We start from the raw sequence: 19,135 nt of genomic DNA, 5'->3' as shown, positions 1-19,135 counted from the left end.
CTCGCCCAGGCCTGGCCCCTGTTCGTCCTGCCCGACGACAAGGTCCTCATCGCCCCGGCCTGACCTCCCGCCGTCAGCTGCGGGACCTGAAACCGCACCTGCCCGCCGACCCCGCGGGCACGACCGTCCACCGCTGCGGGGAGCGCGCGTCCCCCGGCCGCCGTGGCGAAGCCGGCTGTCACATTCCGCCGGGCCGCCCCGTCATACGGGTGTAGCAGTCGATACGGCAAAGGAGAATGTGATGGACGCCCGCTTCAACTACTACGGCACCCCGCTCGCCGCCAAGTTCATGAAGTACCTGCAGTCGGCGGGCAAGGTCGTGGCGGACTCGACGCTGCCGGCGGCGACGCAGGAGCTGGTGAAGATCCGTGCCAGCCAGATCAACGGCTGCGGTTTCTGCCTCGACATGCACACCAAGGACGCCGCGCAGGCCGGGGAGTCCGCGGTGCGTCTCAACCTGGTCGCCGCGTGGCGGGAGGCCACCGTCTTCACCGAGGCCGAGCGGGCCGCCCTGGAACTGGCCGAACAGGGCACCCGCATCGCCGACGGCACCGGTGTCACCGACGAGGCCTGGGCGGACGCCGCTAAGCACTACGACGAGGAGCAGCTGGCCGCCCTGGTGTCACTGATCGCTGTCATCAACACCTGGAACCGGATGAACGTCATCACCCGGCTGCCCGCCGGCGACTACCAGCCCGGCATGCTGGGCTGACCGGCCTTCCCACGGGAAGACCGGCACTCCGCCGCGGGGCGCCCCCACCGGCGCCAGGGCGTGCGGAATCCGCTCGGGCACGCCCCCGGGCCTCGGGCTCGCAATGTGCATCTGATCTTGTGCACATGACCCGGTACGAGGTCCGGGGCACCGCAGGCCGACAGCGAATCGGTCGCCAACACCTACAGCGGCAAGGTGCCGATCGCGACCATGGGCGGGTCCCAGGCCGTCGGCGGCCGGTACGAGCAGTTCGGTGCGCTCAGCGGCGACGTCGATTTCACGCTGGTCACCTCCGCCGGCCATCTTCCCCGGCGGCTGCGGCTGACCATCCCCCGACCGGGAGCGGCGGGCGCCGGCCGAACGCCACGACGCGGAGTCCCGCGAGGACGCCATCACTGCGATCGTGAACGCACCGACACCGAGGAGCTGCGGCGGCTGTGCAACGTCGAGGTGACCGTTCTGGAGACGCGCGACCGGACCCTCTACCGCGTGCGGCTGGGGGACAACTCGCTCGGCTGGACGGAGATCGAGTTCACCACGGCGTTCATGAAGAGCAGCGCCGTTGACAGCCGGTCGCCCGAATTGTCGGCGGTCCGCTGAACAGTGCCGCCTTGCCTGTCACGGGCTCGGGCGGCTTTCGTGAACCGGTTCCCCGGCCGCCCGGTCCCCGGCGCGCCCTGCCATCTGCACGCTGGCCGGCGGGGCAGCCGATTCGCCTTTCTCTGCCGGGCATTCCGGTTCCGTCGCCGAGGCGGTTGCGACCGGTCGTGCGTTCCCAAGGCCCGGATCGCCACCGGACCCGGGCCGTGAGGGCGCGGGCGTTTTCGTCACCCCTTCCCGGCAGGGGACAGCAGCGGGGGGTTGAGACGCGCGAAGCCCTCCTGGCGGTGGTAGGGGAACTGGGGGGAGGGGGCGGTGGTGGCGCTGGCGGCGTCCAGCTTGGCGATCTGCTCGGGGGTGAGGGACCAGCCGACGGCGCCCAGGTTGTCGCGGAGCTGCTGCTCGTTGCGGGCACCGATGATGACCGACGAGACGGTGGGGCGCTGCAGCAGCCGGTTGATGGCGATCTGCGGGATGGTCCTGCCGGTCTCGGCGGCGATCTCGTCGAGAGCGTCGACCACGGTGTACAGCAGCTCGTCGTCGACCGGCGGGCCGTAGTCGGCGGTGCGGTGCAGCCGGCTCTGCGCGGGCAGCGGCCGGTCGCGGCGGATCTTGCCGGTGAGGCGTCCCCAGCCGAGCGGGCTCCAGACGAGGGCGCCGACGCCCTGGTCGAGGCCGAGGGGCATCAGGTCCCATTCGTAGTCGCGGCCGACGAGCGAGTAGTAGACCTGGTGGGCCACGTAGCGGGGGCGGCGGTCGCGGTCGGCGACGGCCAGCGACTTCATCAGCTGCCGGCCGGAGAAGTTCGACACGCCCACGTAGCGGATCTTTCCGGCCCGGACCAGGTCGTCGAGAGTGGCCAGGACCTCCTCGACGGGCGTTCCGGCGTCGAAGGCGTGCAGCTGGAACAGGTCGATGTGATCGGTGCCGAGGCGGCGCAGGGCGTCCTCGGCGGCCTTGACCAGGCGGGCGCGGGACGTGCCGGCGTCGCCGGGGCCGTCGCCCATCGGCAGACCGGCCTTGGTGGAGATCAGCACCCGGTCGCGCGCGGGGGGAGCTGCCCGAGGGCACGGACGCCCGCGAGGTGATCCGTGCCGTGTCCGCGCCCCTCTACTACCGCCTGCTGGCCAGCGGCGACCCGCTGGACGAGGCCACCGCCGACCGCGCCGCCGAAGCCGCCTTGGCGGCAGCCCGCGCCGGCGCCTACGTCGTGCGTGGGTGAGCCACGCCCCCGGCAACGCGCCCGCGTCGCTGGAGGAAGAGCCGCGGCTTCCGGCGGCGTGCTCGCGTTGTGGGATGTCGGCTTCTACCTCGCGCTGCGGCGGACGGGAGGGAGCTTGCTCGCCCGTGCCGTTGCTTCGAGCCGGGGGCGGTGCGGGGCCGAAGTCTGAGCCGCGTCCCGGGTCGGCTGTCGGCCTGGAACGTTACTATGCGCGCCGTGGTGGACGAGAAGGAACTGCCTTATCTGCGTCGTTGCGTCGAGCTGGCGACCGAGGCGCTGGAGGCGGGGGACGAGCCGTTCGGGTCGGTGCTGGTCGACGGGGAGGGCACCGTCCGGGGCGAGGACCGCAACCGTGTCGCCGGGGGCGACCGCACCCAGCACCCGGAGTTCGCGCTGGCCAGGTGGGCGGCCGCCAACATGACCCCCGAGGAGCGCGCCAAGGCCACCGTCTACACCTCCGGCGAGCACTGCCCGATGTGCGCGGCCGCGCACGCCTGGGTGGGGCTGGGGCGCATCGTCTACGTGGCGTCGTCGCGGCAGTTGGCGTCCTGGCTGGACGAGCTGGGCGTGCCGCGGCCTCCGGTGCGGACGCTGCCGGTGAACGAGGTGGCGCCGGACGTGGTCGTGGAAGGGCCGGTGCCCGGTCTGGACGAACAGGTGCGCGCGCTGCACCGCCGTTTCCACGGGGCCGAATAGGAGAAGATCGAACTGAACAGGGCTCGGCGTCCGTATCACGGACGTCCGGTGAGCCGACTGGGAGTGCGTGATGCGGACCGAGGGCCGGCGGGCACCCGATGCCGACGCCCCGTGGAACGAGATCGTGCCGGGCCTGTGGATGGGCGGGCACGCGTACCGCGATGCGAGCGGGCAGCTCGTGGCGGCGGTGGTGGGCGCCCAGTTCGACATCGTGATCAGTCTTTACCGGCGGGAGGGGCACGGGCCGCCCGCGTGGGTCGAGCACCACCACGTCGACCTGCCCGACGGGCCGCTGACCGCCGACCAGTTGGAGGCCGTGTGCCTGCTGGCCGATCTGGCCGTGGCGGCGGTGCGTTCGGGCCGCCGGGTGCTGGTGCGGTGCCATTCCGGGTACAACCGGTCCGGGCTGGTCGTCGCGCACGCGCTGGTCACGCTGGGGTACACGGCCCAGGACGCGATCTTCCTCGTCCGCCGGCACCGGTCCCCGTGGGCGCTCAACAACCGGCTTTTCGTCGACTACCTGACGACGGGGCTCGATGTCGCGCGCCTGCTCACCGGTTTGGAACCGGACGGGCTGCCCGGCTGAACCCGGCGGTCCGCGGCGTCCGCGCGCGATGGCGGCGGGCCGGGGGCGAATATCTTCCTGACCTCGGGGGCGGCTCGGTTGTGCGATGACCTTGGCCGTCCGGTTACTCCGGATGCGGGCGGGTTGTCGCCACGAGATGATCATGACATTCCGCCCATAAGGGACGCCCAGCGTTTTCGGAATCACCACCCGGGCAGACACCCTGCAACGAGGGGAATGGAGGGCGTCCGGCATGGAGGTCGTAATAGAAATGACCCTCCCGAGGAACGCGCGCAGCGCCCCGCTCGCCAGGCGCACGCTCGACGCGTCGCTCAGCGGGCTCGGCGTCACCGGCGAGATCCGCGCCGACATCGCGCTCGCGCTGGGCGAGGCGTGCGCCAACGTCATCCGGCATGCCAACGCGGGGGACGAGTACGAGGTGCGCGCGCACCTGGACGACACGGTGTGCGTCATCGAAGTGATCGACGGCGGACGGCGCGCCGCCGACGCGTCGAGCTGGGACCGGGGGCCCGCCCCGCTCGGCGCCGAGCACGGCCGCGGGCTGCAGCTCATCCGCGCCTTCACCGAGGGGCTGCGCATCGTGCAGCGGCCGCACGCCCCCGGGTCGGTCGTGCACTTTGAGAAGTCGCTCACCGCCTCCTAGATATTTTTCCGTCCATCCGGTAACGATGGCAGCGCCCGGCCCACTTCCTGGTGATGGAACACACCGGGATGGACGGAGGTGCGGGTGGTGCCCCATGACGCGCCGGGCGAAGCGTCCGACGACGAGCGGCGCTTCACCGCGATCTACGACGACTGCCGACAACGGGTGTGGGCGTACGCGGCCGCCCGCGCCGGACGGCAGATCGCCGACGAGGTGGTGAGCGAGACCTTCGCGGTGGCCTGGCGGCGGCTGCGCGACGTGCCCGACCCGCCGCTGCCGTGGCTGCTGGGCGTGGCCCGCAACGTGCTGCGCGACAGCCACCGGGCGGAACGGCGGCGCGAGGAGTTCACCAGGGAACTGCGGCACTGGACGGCGGTGTCCGCGGGCGACATCGCCGACGACGTGACCGAGCGGCACGCCGTCCTGCGCGCCCTGGCCGCCCTGCCCGAGGCCGACCGCGAGGTGCTGATCCTCGTGGCCTGGCAGGGGCTGACGCCGCGCGACGCCGCCCGCGTCGTCGGCTGCTCATCCGCCGCGCTGCGGGTGCGGCTGCACCGGGCGCGCCGCCGGCTGCGGCGCGCCGTGGAGGAGATCCCGGCCGCGTCGGCGGCGGGGCGGGCGCCGTCCCCGCTCGACCGCGCCGCGCGTCCCCCCGCGCAGATGATCAGTGAGGAGTTGTCATGAGCCGCGATGTGCTGCGCATGCTGGCCGACGCCCGGCCCGCCGAGCTGGACCCGGACGCGCCGGTCGACCCCGCCACCCGCGCCGCCGAACTGGCGCGCGCGAAGACGGCCGACTACCAGGCCGCGCGGGCCGTTCCGCGACGCCGCGTCCGTCCCATGTGGGGGCTGGGCCTGGTCGGCGCCGCCACCGCCGCCGTGGTCGCCGCGACCACGCTCACCGGCACCGACACCGGCCCCCGTACCGGCGCCGGTTCCCCGACGGCGGCCGCGCGGCCGGGCCCGTCCGGCGCGCTCGGCTCGATGGACGCCCGCACCGTCCTGCTCGCGGCCGCCGAGCAGGCGGACAAGCAGACCGACAGCGTCCGCGCCTACTGGTACCTGACGACCTTGACCCGCGGCTACATGCGGGCGACCTCGCCCCAAGGTGACTACACGGTCATGCTGCAGGAGCGCTGGGAGACCTGGACGCCCAGCGCACCGCGCGGCACGCTGTGGAACCGGAACCAGAACCTCGGCGCCCGGCCCGCCACCGAGGCCGACCGGGCCGTCTGGCAGCGCGCGGGATCGCCGTCCACCTTCGTGCTGAAGCCCGCCGTCATGCACAAGTCGAACGGCGCCGTCCGGGGCAAGGAGGCGAAGGTCGACGCGGCCCCGGGCGAGCCCCACCTCGACAGCGCGCCCGTGGTGGACGGGAAGGTGTTCTGGCTCGGCCGCAACGTCTCGGTGAAGGACCTGCGGTCGCTGCCCGCCGACCCGGCGCGGCTGAAGAAGTCGCTGCTGCGCTGGTACACGGGGACCGACCCCGAGGGGGGCGGCGTGCCGATGGGCGCCGACGAGTGGCTGTTCACGGTGACGCGCGGGCTGATCGTCGAGATGCCGGTCACGCCCGAGGTGCGCGCGGCGGCGTTCCGGATGCTCGCCGAGCTCAAGACGGTGCGCTCCGTCGGTGCGGTCAGGGACGCCCAGGGCCGCATCGGCGCCGCCGTGGCCGTGAACGTGAAAACGGCCAACGGCGTCTTCCAGCACCGGCTGATCATCGACCCGGCGTCCGGCAACGCGCTGGGCGACGAGGTCATCGTGGTCAAGCCGGCGGGCGCCAACGCGAACCTGCCCGCGGGCAGCCCCCTGCAGTCCACCACGGTCGTCAAGAGCGCCTGGACCGACTCGGCCCCCGCCTGAGCCGCGCGGGCGGCGAAGCCCAGGGCACGCCCCTGGGCTTTTCGCCGTGCTCAGCCCGCACAGTGAACGCGAGGCCGTTCAGGTAGAAGGCGCGGCTTGCCGGTGTCGCGGTACGGGGAAGGGGGAGCCACTGGGGGAGCGGCGAGGGCGAACGGTTGCAGGGGGGTATGCAGCTTGCCGTTTCAGGATGCGCGTGGTGGATGTGCGGCCGTATAGGTGCAGGTAGGGACGCGGGGCGCCTTCAGACGCGGTGTCGGGGAAGATGCCGGGCTGCTGCGGGAAGCGCTGAGGCCGGGGCGGTTCCGAGGCTGGGTACGCAGCGGGTCGCCAGTGGCTCAGGGGGCGTACCGGGGCATGCCGAGACGCGGCGGGTGCGGAGTCGGCGTGATGGGGACGTCGATTGGCGCGGAATAGGGAGCGGGCGGATTGGGGGTATTGCGGAGGGACGCGAATGCGGAGTCAGGGAGGTGGACGGAAATGGTCAGGCGCTGCGGGCGGGGCGTTGCCGGGCGGCCCTTTGCGCGGCGCGGCGTTGGGCGGCGGCCCTGCGGGCGCGGTTGAAGCTGTCGCGGACGCGGGCGGCGCCGCGCAGGGCGGTCGCGGTGTCCCTCGTGCGGTTCGCGTAAACCGCCAGCACCTCGTGGACGGGCGGAGGTTGCTCGTCCCGGACGACGGGGGACAGCGCGGGAACGGCCGGATTGCCCGTCGCCGGAACGAGCGCGAGAGCCGTTTGGCACTGCGGGCACCGCAACCCGGAATGGTGGTCTCTGCTCATACCCCGCATCATTCCCCGTGGGTCTGACAATTCAACTACCCGGGCTTAAAGGGCATGCGGCGCGGGAGTGAGGCCGATCTCGGGACGCGGGGGCGGATTCAGGGCGCGGCGGTTTCGGCGGCGGGGCGGATGTGCACCCAGGCGTGCAGGAGAAGAAGCAGTTCGATGCGGCGGTCGGCGTCGTAGACCAGCCCGCCGAGCATCTGTTCCAGACGGCGGATGCGGTAGCGGACGGTCTGTTCGTGCACCAGCAGGCGGTCGGCGGCGGCGACGGCGTTGTCGCGGTTCTCCATGTAGGTGAGCAGCGTTTTGACCAGAGGATCGCGTTTGTGCCGGGGCAGGTCGACGAGAGGGGCCAGCCGGTGGCGCAGCGCCACGTCGATCAGTTCCGCGCTGCGGTCGGCGATCAGCGTCGGCAGGTGGTCCAGGCAGCGCACCGCCTCCTTGCCGGGCAGCACACCGCGTTCCACCAGGTCGAGGGCGTGCCGCGCCCAGCGCAGCGACAGGGCGCCCTTGGTGGGCGGCACGGTCGGGCCGATGGCGGCCTGGCAGTCGCGCACCAGGGTGGAGATCAGGCGGTCCTGCCCGGGGCCGTCCGGGTCCGGGACGATCAGATACGGCGCGGGAGCGTGCCAGTCGGCCAGCACCGGCGGAGGCAGCACCGGCGGGATGAAATCGGGCGGCGTGCGCACCGCGACGGCCGCCAGGGTGCGCGGCGGCGTCCAGCACGCGGTGCGGGCCAGCTCGGTGACGGCCTCGCGGCTGGCGGGCGGCTCGGCGACCAGCAGGTCGCGCAGCCGCCGGCGGGACCGTTCCCGCTCGCCGACCGGCCCCCCGCGGGCGCCGGCGTAGCCGCGGGCGGCGGCCTCGGCGATCTTCTCCAGGAACACGAACAGCGACTCGGTGATGTGCCCGAGGACGTCCAGCGGCCAATCCAGGCGCCGGGCGTCGCGGATGAAGCGGCGGCAGGCGACCTGTCCGCTGACCCGGATGGCGGTCTGCAGGCCGTCCAGGTCGCGCCCCTGGCGGGCCTCGTACCGGCCGATGCCCTCGAAGATCGCCGTGACGGCGTCCCAGTCCTGGTCCGGGTTGCCGATGGCGTCGACGAAGTGCTGCACGGCCTGCCGGATCTGACGCCGCATGCGCTGCCCGTACGGGCTTTCGGGCGGGCGCGCGTACTCGGGGACCAGGTTTTCGATCTCCCGGACCATCTCTTCCACGGCGGCGGTGAGGTGGGGCCGTAGCGGGGCGGCCGTTTCGGCCGGCAGTTTCGCGACGGGCAGTTCGGCGGACGTGTGCGGGAACGGCTGAGCCACTGGACCTCCCTAGGACGGTCAGTCCCGTCTGCCATTTGTGCACGGGCATCCCAGGATTGACGCTCGGTCCGCCGCGCTATAGAGCCGAAGTGACGATTTCGCGCCGCCCGTTTGTCACCTGACTCACAATGCCACGGGACGTGCGGCGGCGGGTCATGTCGCGGCTGAGGCCGGTCCCGTCCGCGAAAGCCCTGGTCACAGGGGGTCGGACGATCAACGTTGGGCAGGTCGGCGGCGGCTGCGGACTTTTCGCACCATGTGACGTCGGGTGAGCGTTCGGTGCCGCCGACGTAATCGCCCTTGCCCGATTCGCGGCACTTATCGAAGCCTTCATGAAAGCGACATCCGGTGCGAAAGGCCCCCGCCGGACACCCGGAGACGCTCGACGGACGCGCGGCGCGTTGTTAGCCGATTCCCAGGGTTCTCCCAGGTTCGTCCCGGGGCGTCTCCCAGACGGACCTGCTTGGCTGTGCCGCATGCGAAGGAACACCAAGATTCTGATCGCGGGCGCCGGCGCCGCCGGCGTGCTCGGCCTCGGGCTGTTCGCGGCCGTCCCCGCGGGCGCCGCTCCGTCCCCCGAACCGTCGACCTCGGCGTCGCCGGACAAGGGCGGGAAGCGGCAGGCGTACCGCTGGGCGGCGCGCGGCGCACGGGGCGTGCACGGCGAGGCGACCGTGCGGCGTGACGGCGGGTTCCGCGTCGTCACTTGGCAGCGCGGCGAGGTGACCGGGCGGTCCGGCGCGGTCGTGACAGTGCGCAGCGCCGACGGCGCCTCCTGGCAGTGGACGACCGACGACCAGACCCGTTTCCGCAGGGACGGCGAGAAGTCCCGGCTGTCGGCGGTGCGGAACGGCGACCAGGTCATCGTCGTGGGCGAGCGCACCGGCGCCACCCGCACGGCGACGGCGTTCCGGGTGCCGAAGGACTGAGCAGGCCGACGTCCTGCAGTAACGTCGGGCGGCGGGCGGCGCGGCGGCAGCGCCGCCGCGAACGGCCTGTTTGGCGTACCAGGGGAGCCCATGAGCGACGACCGGCGGGTGCTGGTGGTGGAGGACGAGGCCAACATCCGCGACCTGATCGAGACCGCGCTGCGCTTCCACGGTTTCCAGACCGTCGCGGCGCGCACCGGCGCCGAGGCGCTGCGCGCCGTCCGCCCGTCCGCCGGGGAGCGCCGCCCCGATCTGATCCTGCTGGACGTCCTGCTGCCGGACGTCGACGGGTTCGAGGTGTGCCGGCGCCTGCGCGCCGCGGGCGACGACACCCCGGTGATCTTCCTGACCGCGCGGGACACGCCGTCCGACACCGTCACCGGCCTCACTCTCGGCGGAGACGACTACGTCACCAAGCCGTTCTCGATCGACGCCCTGGTGGCGCGGATCCGGGCGGTGCTGCGCCGCGCCGCCCCCGCGCCTCCCCCGGCGGACGACGGGCAGGTGCTGCGCGTCGCCGACCTGGAACTGGACGAAGCGCACTGGACGGTGCGCCGCGCCGGGGTCGAGGTCGAGCTGTCGCCCACCGAGTTCCGGCTGCTGGCGTACCTGATGCGCAACCCCGGGCGGGTGCTCACCCGGGCGCAGCTGCTGGAGAACGTGTGGGGTTGGGGCCGGGACGGCAACCCCCAGGTCGTCGAGACCTACATCAGCTACCTGCGGCGCAAGCTGGATCCGCTGGGCCCGCCGCTCATCCACACCCGGCGCGGGGTCGGGTACGCGCTGCGGCCATGACGCTCAACGCCCGGCTGATGACCGGACTGCTCGGCGTCACCCTGGCCGGGCTCCTCGTCATGTGCGGAGTGAGCGGGTTCGTCCTGCACGCGTACCTGATGAACCGGGTGGACGGGCAGTTGCAGGCCACCCGCGACCGGACGGTGATCCGAATCCTCCGATCCGGGCTGGCCGGGGAGGGCGTCGCACCGCCCCGGTTCGTCGTGCTGAACGTCAACCCGGCCGGGCGGGTGCGGGTGCTCAGCGGGGACGAGCCCGACCCCGTTCCGGCGGTCCGCGAGGTGGGCCGCCTGGGGCATGCGGAGCTGCGCGCGCGGGCGGCGTCGCTGGAGCCGTTCTCGCTGCCGGGGCTGCGCGCGGTGGCCCGCGAGACGCGCAACGGCAACGTCGTCGTCGTGGCGGCGCCGCTGGACGAGGTCCGCGCGGCCGTGCGCAACCTTGTCGCCGCCGAGCTGGTCACGACGGCCGTGCTGGTCGCGGCATTGGCCATGGCCGGACGCCGCCTGATCGGCCGGGGGCTGCGGCCGCTGAGCCGGATGGCCGCCACGGCCCAGGCCATCGCGTCCGGCGGCGACCTGCGGGCCCGCATGCCCGGCCCCGGACCGGCCACCGAGGCGTCCCGGCTCGCCGCCGCGATCAACGTGATGCTCGACCGGATCGAGCAGGCGTTCTGGGCGCGCGCCCGCTCCGAGGCGCGGGTGCGGGAGTTCGCCGCGGACGCCTCCCACGAGCTGCGCACCCCGCTCACCACCATCCAGGGGTACGCGGAGCTGTACCGGCACGGCGCCCTCGGCCCCGACGAGCTGTCGGACGCGATGCGGCGGATCGAGGACGAGGCGCGCCGCATGAGCGCCCTGGTGAGCGACCTGCTGGAACTGGCGCGGCTGGACCGTGAGGCGTCCCTGCGCCCCGCCCGGGTCGACGTGGCGGCGCTGGCCCGGGACGCGGTCGCCGACGCCTCGGCCGCAGGCCCCGACCATCCGGTCGCCCTGGAGGCGCCGGACGAGCTGGTCGCGACGGTGGACCAGGCCCGCGTCCGGCAGATCCTGGCGAACCTGCTGGCCAACGTCCGCACCCACACCCCGCCCGGGACCGCCGCCGCGGTACGGCTTCGCCGCGACCCCGGCGGCCTCCTGGTCGAGGTCGCCGACGAGGGGCCCGGCATGGCACCGGAGGACGCCGCCCGTGCCTTCGAACGCTTCCACCGCGCCGGGGACGGCTCGTCCGGCACCGGGCTCGGCCTGCCGATCGTCGCCGCCATCGCCGCCGCCCATGGGGGACGCGCCCGGCTCCTCTCCAGGCCCGGCCGCGGAACCGTCGTCAGCGTGGCGCTGCGCGACCTGGCTACGTGAAGGCGCGCCGCCACATGCGGCATCCGTCCGCGAACGCGGACAGCTCCTCGCGTGCGAACCGCTCCACATCCCACTCGTAGGGCTCGGTGGGCGCTTTCCACAGGTACGCCCGGGCGCGTCGCCCGTCGTCCAGGGTGATGACGATGGGCTCGTAGCTGTCGCCTTCGAAGGCGTCCAGGAGGCGGCGTTCGTCTTCCGTGAGACCGGTCATCACCAGCCCCCGGGCCACTCCGTCCGGGTCGGCCACGAGCCCCGGGTACACCTTCCCCGGCAGGGCCCGCACACTCCACCCCGTGGCCGTCGCAGGACGCATGTCCGGCACGCGCCCCAACAGAACACGCAGAACCTCAGGAAAACGCAACGTGCCGTAAACGAACAGCCCTTCCATGCCCGCGCAGCGTACGCCCCTCCCCAAGCGCGCTTCATCTCCCGTTCAAAGAGCGCTGTGACAACGCGCACGTCACCCCAGCGGCGCCTCAGGTCAGTGACGAATACCTCGTGACCCCCGTTGCAGAGAGAGCCGCACGCCGGCCACAACCCCGGATCATGTGGTTGCGGAACGCGTCGACGAAGAGCCGGTGGTCGTCGCGCACTCCGTCACGAACTCGATCAGACGCCGACTCGGCCACCTTGGCGATGGCCTTCCGCCACCTGGAAGTGGACCAGCGTGTGAGGTCACCCGAGCGTGCGGCCACGTTGCTTGGGGTGTGCGGCTGTCACACAGCAGGGCGCGCCCAGGGCTGATGCCGAGGGCGCGCTGTAGTGAGGTGCGGTTTCCCGGTGTGCGACGCCTTGTGTGGGGTTCGCGTGCGGATCAGCGGTGGGTGCCGGGGCTGATGCCTAGAGCGCGTTGCAGAGTGCTGCCCCGATGGATTGTGGTGCGGCGTCCGATTGTGCGTGTGCGTTGTGTGTGGCTGCGGCTTGGCCGTCTGCCCCCTGGGTTGATGCCGAAGGTGCGCTGAAGCGTGTTTCCGCGGTAGTGGGTGGTGCGGCCTCTGCTCGGGGTGATGCCGAGCGCGCGTTGGAGGGGGCTGCCCCGGTGAGCTGCAGCGCGGCTTCCCAGCGGGCCAGGTGTGATGCCCAGGACGCGTTGCAGGGCGGTTTCCCCGCGGTGGGTAGGACGTCCGCCACGTCGCATGGAGCCCTTGTAACTGCGGCTGAGAGGTCTGCCCGCCGGAGTGATGCCGAGGGCGCGTTGGAGTGTGTTGCCTTGGTGGAGTGTGGTGCGGTGTCTGATTGTGGGGCCCGTGTGGCTGCGGCTCAGCAGTCCGCCCCTTGGGGTGATGCCAAGGGCGCGCTGGAGAGTGGTGCCCCGGTGCATTGTGGTGCGGCTTCCGATTGTGCGGCCGCGTTTGGGGCCTGTGTAGCTGCGGCTGAGGGGCCTGCCCGCTGGAGTGATGCCGAGGGCGCGTTGGAGTGTGTTGCCTTGGTGGAGTGTGGTGCGGTGTCTGATTGTGGGGCCCGTGTGGCTGCGGCTCAGCAGTCCGCCCCTTGGGGTGATGCCAAGGGCGCGCTGGAGAGTGGTGCCCCGGTGCATTGTGGTGCGGCTTCTGAAGGTGCCTCTGCTCGGGGTGGTGCCCAGGAGGCGTTGCAGGGGGCCGCCCCGGTGATGTGTGGTCCGAGTTGCGAGGGTGCCTCTACTGGTTGTGATGCCTAGGGCGCGTCGCAGGGTGGTGCCTCGGTGTGTGCGGCGGGGCAGGGGGCGGATTCGGGTGGGCCTTCCGCGGCCGAGGGTGCTGCGTCCCCCGAAGAGACCGGGCTGGCGTCGCTGCATGATGGGGCCGCGTCCACCCAGCGGCATGGTGCCGCCTCGGATGGCGCGGTACAGGGCGTATGCGGCCACGCCTGCGGCGGTGGCGCCGACGGCGGTGGTCAGCGGGTGGCGGCGGGCGCCTTCGGCGGCGTGCACGGCCGCGTCCGGGGTCGCCTCGCGGGCCTTGGCCTTGAGCTGGCCGGCCTTCTGCTGGGCGCGGGCCTTGACGTCGGCGCGCGCGGCGAGGGCCGCGACGGTGGCGCCGAGTTCGGCGCGCGTCTCCTCGACTCGGTGCTGCTGCTCCGCGACCTGCGGATCACGGTCGTAAGTGGTCATCGCCTGCCCCTGGTGCGTTGCTGGATCTCGTGGACGTCGGCCCGAACGCTGTCGGCGGTGCGTACCGGGGGAGTGGCGAGGCGCAGATGCCGCCTGCCCTGCAGGGCCATCAGCCCGGCCACCACGAACAGCACACCGGCCATGATCAGCGCGGCCGCCCAGGCGGGCAGGACGAGGGCCAGGGCGAGCACCGCCGCCGCGACCAGGGCGCCGCCGCCGTAGAGGGCGAGCGCTCCGGCGCCGCCGAACATCTTGGCGGCCTTGGCGGCGCGGCCGCTCTTGTGCCGCAGTTCCAGCTGGGCCAGCCGCAGCTCCTCGCGCACCAGGCGGGCGCTCTGCTCGCTGAGGTGCCGGATCAGCTCGGCGGTCGAGGCTCCGGCCAGGTCTTCGACACGCCGCTCGGTCAGTTGTTCGGACATCGCAACGTCGCCTCCCTTGCACGGGGAGCTCGTCGATACCCGCTCACCAGGGGATTTAACGGGGCGGCCGGGAGTGATCAGGGGGAAGAGTGGGGACCACTTGATTACCGACAACAAGCTGGAACGTCGCCGTTTCACCGACGTTTACCTTGACCAGGGATCATTTGCCTGATGACGGTCGAACCAGGACACCCCCGACAAGGTACGGGAGCGCTGCCCGAAGATCGCTTTCTGGACCGTGAGGAGAGCTGGCTGCGGTTCAACCAGCGTGTCCTGGAGCTCGCCGAGGACCCGACGCTGCCGCTGCTGGAGCGCGTGCGGTTCCTGTCGATCTTCGCCCGCAACCTCGACGAGTTCTTCATGGTGCGGGTCGCCGGGCTGGCCCGCCGGATGGCCACCGGCCTGGCGGTGCAGTCGGCCAGCGGCCGCCAGCCCCGCGAGGTCCTGGAGCGCATCTCCACCGTCGCGCACGAGCTGATGCGGCGCCACGCGACGACCTTCCACCAGGAGATCTGCCCCGCGCTGGCCAAGGAGGGCATCGACATCCTGCGCTGGGACGAGCTGGCGCAGACCGAGCAGGAGCGGCTGCGCAGGCTGTTCCGCGACCGGATCTACCCGGTGCTGACCCCGCTGGTGGTCGACTCGGCGCACCCGTTCCCCTACATCTCCGGCCTGTCGCTCAACCTGGCGGTGATCGTCCGCGATCCGGAGCGGGACGGCACGCTGTTCGCCCGGGTGAAGGTGCCGCCGCTGCTGCCGCGGTTCATCGAGGCGTCCCCCAACCGGTTCACCCCGCTGGAGGACGTGATCGCCGCCCATCTCGGGCAGCTGTTCGTCGGCATGGAGATCGTCGAGCACCACGCGTTCCGGGTGACCCGCAACCAGGACCTGGAGATCGACGAGGACATCAGCGAGGGCCTGCTGCAGGCGCTGGAGCGCGAGCTGCTGCGCCGCCGGTTCGGCCCGGTGGTCCGGCTGGAGGTGGAGAGCTCGATCTCCCCGGAGGTGCTGGAGTTCCTCACCACCGAGCTGGCCATCGACGACAACCAGATCTACCGGCTGGACGGCCCGCTGGACCTGGCCGGCATGGCCGCCATCGCCGACCTGGACCGGCCGGAGCTGAAGTACCCGCCGTTCGTGCCGTCCAAGGAGGCGATCGCGGCCGACGCCGGCATCTTCGCCGCCATCCGCGAACGCGACGTGCTCGTCCACCACCCCTACGACTCGTTCACCACCACCGTGCAGCGGCTGATCGAGGACGCCGCCGCCGACCCCCGCGTACTGGCGATCAAGCAGACGCTCTACCGCACCAGCGGCGACTCCCCGATCGTGGACGCGCTCATCGACGCGGCCGAGGCGGGCAAGCAGGTCGTCGTCGTGGTCGAGCTGAAGGCCCGGTTCGACGAGCGCGCCAACATCGCCTGGGCCCGCAAGCTGGAGCAGGCGGGCTGCCATGTGGTGTACGGGTTCGTCGGGCTGAAGACGCACTGCAAGCTGGCCATGGTGGTGCGCCAGGACGCCGACGGCACGCTGCGCCGCTACTGCCACATCGGCACCGGCAACTACCACCCCAAGACCGCGCGGCTGTACGAGGACTTCGGGCTGCTCACCGCCGACCGCGAGGTCGGCGAGGACGTCAGCGCGCTGTTCAACCACCTGACCGGCTACTCGCGGCAGACCTCGTTCAAGCGGCTGCTGGTGGCCCCGCACAGCCTGCGCTCGGGGCTGGTGCTGCGCATCGAGCGCGAGATCGAGCACCACCGCGCCGGACGGCCCGCCCGCATCCGCGTCAAGTGCAACGCCCTGGTCGACGAGGTGATCATCGACGCGCTGTACCGGGCGTCGCAGGCGGGCGTGCCGGTGGACATCTGGGTGCGCGGCATCTGCGCGCTGCGCCCGGGGCTGCCGGGGCTGTCGGAGACGATCCGGGTGCGCAGCGTGCTGGGCCGGTTCCTGGAGCACTCCCGGGTGTTCGCCTTCGAGCACGGCGGCGACCCGGAGGTGTGGCTGGGCAGCGCCGACCTGATGCACCGCAACCTGGACCGGCGGGTCGAGGCCCTGGTCCGGGTGACCGACCGGTCGCACCGGGCCGACCTCATCCGGCTGATCGACCAGGCCATGGACGACGACACCGCGACGTGGTGGCTGGACGGCGACGGCACGTGGACGCGCCGGTCCACCATGGTGAACGGGAAGCTGCTGGACATCCAGACGCACCTGGTCCGCAGCCACCGCTGGAGGACCGTCGATGGCTGACCCGCGCCCCGACGCGCCCGGCACCCTCCGCCTTCTCGGCGGACCCGGCCCCGGAGGCGGGACGCGGCCGCCCATCCGCGCGGCGGGCGCCGTGCTGTGGCGCCCGGGCGACGGCCTCGGCACCGACGGCACGCCCGCCCCCGAGGTCGCGCTGGTCCACCGCCCGCACCACGACGACTGGTCGTTCCCCAAGGGCAAGCTGGAGCGGGACGAGCACGTGCTGCGCGGCGCGATCCGCGAGGTCGAGGAGGAGACCGGCGTCGTGGCGCGGCTCGGGCGCCGCCTGCCCACCTGCGTCTACCCCAAGGACGGCCGCACCAAGTACGTCGACTACTGGGCGGCGCGGGCCGTGTCGTCGGCGCGGTTCACCCCGAACGACGAGGTGGACGAGCTGGTCTGGCTGCCGGTGGCCGAGGCCGAGCGGCGGCTCACCTACCCGCTGGACGCCGACCTGCTGCGCGAGTTCGCCGCCGGGCCGCCGGTGACGCGGCCGCTGGTGATCCTGCGGCACGCCACGGCGGGCGAGAAACGCGACTGGAACGGTCCGGACGAGCTGCGCCCCCTGGACGAGCCGGGCCGCGCCCAGGCCCGGACGCTGGCCGACCTGCTGTTCGCCTACGGCCCCGGGCGGCTGGTCAGCTCGGCGACGGCGCGCTGCGTGGAGACGCTGCTGCCGTTCGCGCGCCGCACCGGTTCCGAGATCGTCATCGACCGGGCGTTCACGATCGGCGTCACCGACGCCGGGCGGGCGTGCGCCCGCCTGCTCGACCTGGCCGTCGCGACCGAGGGGGCGGCCGCGCCCGAGCCGCTGGTGGTCTGCACGCACGGCGAGATCGTGTCCGAGCTGGTCACCTTCCTGTGCCGCGAGCTGGGCGGGACGGAACCCGACGACCCCGCGCTCGGCAAAGGGGCGTTCTGGACGGTGCACGTGTCGGCTCCGAGCGACGGCACGGCACCGGCCCTGGCGGCGCTGGAACGCCACGCCTGCTAGAAGTCGGGCGCGCCGATCCGCTGCCAGATCCGTTCCAGGTCGTCCAACGACGCCTGCGCCTCGCAGCGCTCCGCCCCGTACAGCACGCCCACGGTGAACGCCTCCGCGGGAGTGCGCACCCGTGCGGCGATCTCCCGCAGCCGCGCCATGGCGATCACCCCGTCCTGGTGGCCGCCGAACACCTCCTGCACGCGGCGAGCGTCTCGGGCGGCCCGTGCCGCGGCGTCCCCGAGGACCGGAACGGCCGCTTCCGCCGCGTACCGGGCCCGCTTGGCGGCCCTGCGGGTCTCGTGCCGCGCCTCGTCGGCGTCCTCGGCGGTGGCGATCGCGGCGTGCGCCTTCTCCATCCGCCGCCACGCCCGGGCCACCGGCCCCGGCAGCTCCTTGGCGGCCCGGCGGGCGGCGCGGTCGGTCAGCGGCGGGGCTTCGGCCAGCCGCTCCAGCGCGTCCAGCAACGCGAAGTAGCGCGGCTCCTTGAGCGCCGCGTTGAGCCGCCGGTACGCCGACCTCTCCTCGCGGGCGATGTCGTCCAGCCACTCCCGCCCGGCGCCGCCGGCGTCCAGCTCGTCCAGCCGCGCGGTGAACCGCATGCGCAGCACCTCCAGGTCGCGGACCTCGCCGAGCACCCCGGCCAGCCACCGCAGCTCGGACCGCAGCGGATCGACGTGCTCGCGCACCAGCAGCGGCCGGTAGCTCCGCAGCGTGCTGCGGATGCGGCGGACCGCGACCCGCATCTTGTGGACCGCGTCCTCCTCGGCCACCCGCGCCTTGGGGTCGTACGTGAGGATGGCCGCGACCTGGGCGGCCAGATACGCCTGCACGGCCGCGCCCGCCGAGCCGTCGTCGACCGGCGCCGGCGGGGCCTGCGGGACGGCGCCGTCCAGCAGCCGTCCGAGCTTGGACGACGACGCCGACCGCCGCGCCCCGGCCTTGCGCAGCCGCTTGCCCGCGGCCTTCAGCAGCCCCGGCTTCCCGCTGCCCAGCTCGACCTCGATCTCCCGCCAGGACGTGCCGGTCTCGCGGTCGTCCCGCAGGTCGTGGCCGGTGACCGCGTCGTCGGCCACCTCGGCGAGCACCGCGCCGTCCTCGTCCAGCAGCGGCAGCACGGTGCGCTCGGTCTCGAGCGTGGCGACCGGCCGCAGCTGCGCACCGCGCGTGTAGGCGGCCACCAGGTTCGCCAGCCGGGCCGGGACGACCCGCGCCCGCCCGAGCGGCGCGCGCGTCTCCGCCCTGCTGTCCGGGCCGACCGGCATCTTCAGGTGCCAGCCCGCGTCATCGCCGCCGCGCCGCCGCCGCAGGGTGATGCCGCGCGCGGCGAGCCGCAGGTCGTCGGTGTCGAAGTAGGTGGCGTGCAGGTGGTGCGACCGCGCCGGTCCCACGGCGGCCACCCCGGGCAGGTCGGACAGCTCGGGCAGCGTGAAGTCGGTGTCCGCGTCGTACTTGCGCTCGATCTCCACCTGCTCCGCTGTCACGGCATCACGCCCTTTGCGTCGTGGGTTGGTTTTCATGCTGCCAGGTCAACAGCGGAAACTGAACGGACGTACCGGCGATGTACTCGTCTTTCCTTTTGGCCCGGCTTTCACCGGCGGTTGCTGTCTGGCCGAGTCGATCTCCCCACCGGGAAGGCTGCGCTCCCTTGATGCTCGCCGTCGGCCTGCCCTCCGCCGCCGTCACCGCGTCGTCGACACGAAGATGCTGCCGCGGGCGCGCACGACCTGTCGTCCACACTCGCTGTACTCGGGCACGTCCCGCCGGCCGCTCCAGGACGAGTACGAGGACCCGGACCGTCCCGGCCACCCGCGTCCATGCCCGCCTGGCGCGCCGTCACCGCCGACGCCCTGACCTCGCGCTGGGACCTCGCGCTGGGACCAGGACATCCCCATCCCCGACAA

Annotated in this window: 18 protein-coding genes and 1 pseudogene; 13 read left to right on the top strand and 6 right to left on the bottom strand. The window is 72.8% G+C overall.

Translation table 11 applies throughout. The features are described from left to right. Positions 1 to 241: 241 nt before the first annotated feature. Positions 242 to 712 carry a carboxymuconolactone decarboxylase family protein gene (locus tag ABD879_RS09925; protein WP_345019720.1) on the top strand — a complete coding sequence of 157 codons (471 nt, stop codon included), beginning with the start codon at positions 242 to 244 and terminating at the stop codon, positions 710 to 712. A 195-nt stretch (positions 713 to 907) separates the two neighbouring features. Beyond that, positions 908 to 1,312 carry a hypothetical protein gene (locus tag ABD879_RS09920; protein ID WP_345019718.1) on the top strand — a complete coding sequence of 135 codons (405 nt, stop codon included), beginning with the start codon at positions 908 to 910 and terminating at the stop codon, positions 1,310 to 1,312. Between the two features lie 227 nt (positions 1,313 to 1,539). Here the strand turns inward: ABD879_RS09920 and ABD879_RS09915 are convergent, their stop codons facing one another. Then, positions 1,540 to 2,349, bottom strand: a complete 810-nt coding sequence (locus ABD879_RS09915) for an aldo/keto reductase (protein WP_345019716.1) — start codon at positions 2,347 to 2,349, stop codon at positions 1,540 to 1,542. An 11-nt stretch (positions 2,350 to 2,360) separates the two neighbouring features. On the opposite strand from ABD879_RS09915, the pseudogene ABD879_RS09910 reads away from it, so the two are divergent. From ABD879_RS09910 to ABD879_RS09885, 6 genes and pseudogenes are all read left to right on the top strand, one after another. Continuing rightward, positions 2,361 to 2,534: pseudogene (locus ABD879_RS09910) on the top strand (TetR-like C-terminal domain-containing protein); the annotation flags it as partial. Positions 2,535 to 2,750: 216 nt separating this feature from the next. Beyond that, positions 2,751 to 3,230 (top strand): nucleoside deaminase, encoded by a 480-nt coding sequence (locus tag ABD879_RS09905; RefSeq protein ID WP_345019714.1) that lies wholly within the window; start codon positions 2,751 to 2,753, stop codon positions 3,228 to 3,230. A 70-nt stretch (positions 3,231 to 3,300) separates the two neighbouring features. Beyond that, positions 3,301 to 3,816: a protein-tyrosine phosphatase family protein gene (locus ABD879_RS09900; protein WP_345019712.1), complete on the top strand. Its 516-nt coding sequence runs from the start codon at positions 3,301 to 3,303 to the stop codon at positions 3,814 to 3,816. 250 nt (positions 3,817 to 4,066) lie between these two features. Next, on the top strand, positions 4,067 to 4,459 hold the full coding sequence (locus tag ABD879_RS09895) for an ATP-binding protein (protein ID WP_345019710.1): 393 nt from the start codon (positions 4,067 to 4,069) through the stop codon (positions 4,457 to 4,459). Positions 4,460 to 4,546: 87 nt separating this feature from the next. Next, positions 4,547 to 5,143, top strand: a complete 597-nt coding sequence (locus tag ABD879_RS09890) for an RNA polymerase sigma factor (protein WP_345019708.1) — start codon at positions 4,547 to 4,549, stop codon at positions 5,141 to 5,143. After that, entirely contained in the window at positions 5,140 to 6,321 is a 1,182-nt protein-coding gene (locus ABD879_RS09885; RefSeq protein ID WP_345019706.1) for a CU044_5270 family protein, read from the top strand. The genes ABD879_RS09890 and ABD879_RS09885 overlap by 4 nt, the downstream gene beginning before the upstream one ends. A gap of 873 nt (positions 6,322 to 7,194) precedes the next feature. Here the strand turns inward: ABD879_RS09885 and ABD879_RS09880 are convergent. Further along, positions 7,195 to 8,412, bottom strand: a complete 1,218-nt coding sequence (locus ABD879_RS09880; RefSeq protein ID WP_345019704.1) for a PucR family transcriptional regulator — start codon at positions 8,410 to 8,412, stop codon at positions 7,195 to 7,197. A 476-nt stretch (positions 8,413 to 8,888) separates the two neighbouring features. Here ABD879_RS09880 and ABD879_RS09875 point away from each other — a divergent pair, with 476 nt between their 5' ends. The 3 genes from ABD879_RS09875 (at position 8,889) to ABD879_RS09865 (ending at position 11,488) form a co-directional block, all read left to right on the top strand. Then, on the top strand, positions 8,889 to 9,341 hold the full coding sequence (locus tag ABD879_RS09875) for a hypothetical protein (protein ID WP_345019702.1): 453 nt from the start codon (positions 8,889 to 8,891) through the stop codon (positions 9,339 to 9,341). 90 nt (positions 9,342 to 9,431) lie between these two features. Next, positions 9,432 to 10,136: a response regulator transcription factor gene (locus tag ABD879_RS09870; protein WP_345019699.1), complete on the top strand. Its 705-nt coding sequence runs from the start codon at positions 9,432 to 9,434 to the stop codon at positions 10,134 to 10,136. Then, entirely contained in the window at positions 10,133 to 11,488 is a 1,356-nt protein-coding gene (locus tag ABD879_RS09865) for a sensor histidine kinase (RefSeq protein ID WP_345019697.1), read from the top strand. Before ABD879_RS09870 ends, ABD879_RS09865 begins: the two co-directional genes overlap by 4 nt. On the opposite strand, the gene ABD879_RS09860 is transcribed toward ABD879_RS09865, so the two are convergent. The 3 genes from ABD879_RS09860 to ABD879_RS09855 all read right to left on the bottom strand — a co-directional run bounded on the left by ABD879_RS09860 (position 11,481) and on the right by ABD879_RS09855 (position 13,996). Continuing rightward, entirely contained in the window at positions 11,481 to 11,876 is a 396-nt protein-coding gene (locus ABD879_RS09860; protein ID WP_345019695.1) for a gamma-glutamylcyclotransferase family protein, read from the bottom strand. The two genes, ABD879_RS09865 and ABD879_RS09860, sit on opposite strands and share 8 nt — an antisense overlap. A gap of 426 nt (positions 11,877 to 12,302) precedes the next feature. Beyond that, positions 12,303 to 13,577 carry a DUF3618 domain-containing protein gene (locus tag ABD879_RS32940; RefSeq protein ID WP_378270792.1) on the bottom strand — a complete coding sequence of 425 codons (1,275 nt, stop codon included), beginning with the start codon at positions 13,575 to 13,577 and terminating at the stop codon, positions 12,303 to 12,305. Beyond that, complete coding sequence (locus ABD879_RS09855; protein WP_345019693.1) at positions 13,574 to 13,996, bottom strand: phage holin family protein; 423 nt, start codon at positions 13,994 to 13,996, stop codon at positions 13,574 to 13,576. The genes ABD879_RS32940 and ABD879_RS09855 overlap by 4 nt, the downstream gene beginning before the upstream one ends. A 171-nt stretch (positions 13,997 to 14,167) precedes the next feature. Here ABD879_RS09855 and ABD879_RS09850 point away from each other — a divergent pair, with 171 nt between their 5' ends. Both ABD879_RS09850 and ABD879_RS09845 read left to right on the top strand, forming a co-directional pair. Further along, positions 14,168 to 16,252: an RNA degradosome polyphosphate kinase gene (locus tag ABD879_RS09850; RefSeq protein WP_345019691.1), complete on the top strand. Its 2,085-nt coding sequence runs from the start codon at positions 14,168 to 14,170 to the stop codon at positions 16,250 to 16,252. After that, positions 16,245 to 17,243: an NUDIX hydrolase gene (locus ABD879_RS09845; RefSeq protein WP_345019689.1), complete on the top strand. Its 999-nt coding sequence runs from the start codon at positions 16,245 to 16,247 to the stop codon at positions 17,241 to 17,243. Before ABD879_RS09850 ends, ABD879_RS09845 begins: the two co-directional genes overlap by 8 nt. On the opposite strand, the gene ABD879_RS09840 is transcribed toward ABD879_RS09845, so the two are convergent. Next, on the bottom strand, positions 17,240 to 18,715 hold the full coding sequence (locus ABD879_RS09840; protein ID WP_345019687.1) for a CYTH and CHAD domain-containing protein: 1,476 nt from the start codon (positions 18,713 to 18,715) through the stop codon (positions 17,240 to 17,242). The genes ABD879_RS09845 and ABD879_RS09840 overlap by 4 nt on opposite strands. Positions 18,716 to 19,135: the final 420 nt, after the last annotated feature.

Origin of the sequence: Actinomadura keratinilytica (assembly GCF_039539665.1) — a bacterium.
GTDB classification, from domain to species: Bacteria; Actinomycetota; Actinomycetes; order Streptosporangiales; family Streptosporangiaceae; genus Spirillospora; species Spirillospora keratinilytica.
This window is presented reverse-complemented; position numbering and strand designations above follow the sequence as displayed.

Excerpts from the sequence above, each read along its gene's own strand:
- ABD879_RS09885 (WP_345019706.1), top strand. The coding sequence starts at position 5,140 with ATGAGCCGCGATGTGCTGCGCATGCTGGCCGACGCCCGGCCCGCCGAG.
- ABD879_RS09900 (WP_345019712.1), top strand. The coding sequence starts at position 3,301 with ATGCGGACCGAGGGCCGGCGGGCACCCGATGCCGACGCCCCGTGGAAC.
- ABD879_RS09865 (WP_345019697.1), top strand. The coding sequence starts at position 10,133 with ATGACGCTCAACGCCCGGCTGATGACCGGACTGCTCGGCGTCACCCTG.
- ABD879_RS09845 (WP_345019689.1), top strand. The coding sequence starts at position 16,245 with ATGGCTGACCCGCGCCCCGACGCGCCCGGCACCCTCCGCCTTCTCGGC.
- ABD879_RS32940 (WP_378270792.1), bottom strand. The coding sequence starts at position 13,577 with ATGACCACTTACGACCGTGATCCGCAGGTCGCGGAGCAGCAGCACCGA.
- ABD879_RS09895 (WP_345019710.1), top strand. The coding sequence starts at position 4,067 with ATGACCCTCCCGAGGAACGCGCGCAGCGCCCCGCTCGCCAGGCGCACG.
- ABD879_RS09870 (WP_345019699.1), top strand. The coding sequence starts at position 9,432 with ATGAGCGACGACCGGCGGGTGCTGGTGGTGGAGGACGAGGCCAACATC.
- ABD879_RS09860 (WP_345019695.1), bottom strand. The coding sequence starts at position 11,876 with ATGGAAGGGCTGTTCGTTTACGGCACGTTGCGTTTTCCTGAGGTTCTG.
- ABD879_RS09850 (WP_345019691.1), top strand. The coding sequence starts at position 14,168 with ATGACGGTCGAACCAGGACACCCCCGACAAGGTACGGGAGCGCTGCCC.
- ABD879_RS09855 (WP_345019693.1), bottom strand. The coding sequence starts at position 13,996 with ATGTCCGAACAACTGACCGAGCGGCGTGTCGAAGACCTGGCCGGAGCC.
- ABD879_RS09875 (WP_345019702.1), top strand. The coding sequence starts at position 8,889 with ATGCGAAGGAACACCAAGATTCTGATCGCGGGCGCCGGCGCCGCCGGC.
- ABD879_RS09925 (WP_345019720.1), top strand. The coding sequence starts at position 242 with ATGGACGCCCGCTTCAACTACTACGGCACCCCGCTCGCCGCCAAGTTC.